The organism is Desulfurellaceae bacterium, assembly GCA_021296095.1.
Taxonomy (GTDB): domain Bacteria; phylum Desulfobacterota; class Binatia; order Bin18; family Bin18; genus JAAXHF01.
Genome location: JAGWBB010000169.1, coordinates 1 through 1374 on the forward strand (window position 1 = coordinate 1; position 1374 = coordinate 1374).

The 1374-nt window shown below is 62.8% G+C and carries 1 protein-coding gene; it reads right to left on the reverse strand.

Annotation, left to right across the window (positions count from 1 at the left end):
* A partial coding sequence (locus J4F42_22305; GenBank protein MCE2488256.1) for a hypothetical protein occupies positions 1 to 621 on the reverse strand: 621 nt, incomplete at its 3' end.
* Between the last annotated feature and the right edge of the window lie 753 nt (positions 622 to 1374).

Sequence of the window (1374 nt, forward strand, 5' to 3'; positions counted from 1 at the left end):
GGCAGATTTCAAGACTGTCCGGTTCCAGTACACAATCACCGGAACGAGCACCACCGTCGGCGCCAGCCACAGCACGAAGGGCGGGGAGAACTGGAAATTGGTCACCACAAAGGCCGTGACCGTGGCGATCGTCCCGCCCAGCATGCGGGTTAAATGGGCCGCAATACGCCGCTTCCCGGTCAGGGGCTGGCGACGGAACTGTCGCCAGTCGTACAGCCCAAAACCTCCCCCGAGTCCGCCAAAGGCCAGCAGCACAAGCCCCATCATCTCTCCCGACACCAGCAGGACGACACCAAAAACGAGCATGCCCGCTCCGGCCGCAGTCATCACCCCGGCGGCCACCCAGTCGATCCACGCCGGCTGGCCGGTCCGGTTGCGGGCGGTTCGCCAGCCCGTCAAGGCTTGGTGAAAGCTGAATATCGCGACGAGAAACAAAAACAGATTGGGTCGCAGGAGCGTCATCGGCAGCGCGGTCACGAAAATGATCACCATCCCCCAGAAGAACACCCGCCCGCTGCGTATATGCCAGGCCTGGCCTTTTACGGTGAATATGGCGCCAAAAGCGGCCAGCAGGCTGCAAAAGCCGGCCGTAATATGAATCGGCAGCAGGATGTCGTACATGGGCAGTCCTTCAGGCCAAACTTGACTTCAGCCGGCGGCTCTATTACTCCACACCATGATACACGCCAGTGCTGATAAGGAGAAGACGATGCCGACATGTGTGACCGAAGACGGAGCCGAGCTGTACTACCAGGTAGAGGGTCAGGAACAGGGCAAGCCGCCCCTGATTTTTATTCACGGCTGGTGTTCCAACCTGAATCACTGGCGAGAGCAGGTGGCGTACTTCCAGGACTCGCACCGCATTCTGCGNNTCGAGCACGCCCGGTTCCGGGCATACGCCCCAACAGCACGCCGCCGACATAGCGGCCCTGGCCCGCAAGGAGGGCTTTGGCGACGCGATAGCGATTGCCCACGCCGGCGGCGGTCCGGCCGGGGTTTCCTTCAGCCACGACTACCCCGATCTGGTCAGAGCCTACATCATGGTTGATTCGGCCGTGATGCCCGGCGCCGATCTTGAGCACCCGACCAAACCAGCGGCCCGGTTCTACGCCGAGATGATAGACCGACTGACGGCGCCGGACGGCGAGAGCTACTTTCGGGAGCTGTATGCCAGCTTTTTTGGCCCGCAGGCCGCCCCCCAGCTGGTCGAGACCGCAGTCGGAGAGGCCTGCCGCACACCGGTCGAGGTTCGGGTCAAAGAGATCAAGCTGATGGCCTCCGACAGCCTCACCCCGGCCGCGGCCATGTCCCAGCCGACCCTGGTCATCGCCGGTCCGTGGATGGCCGACAGCTTCCCGCAAGCCGTTGATCACG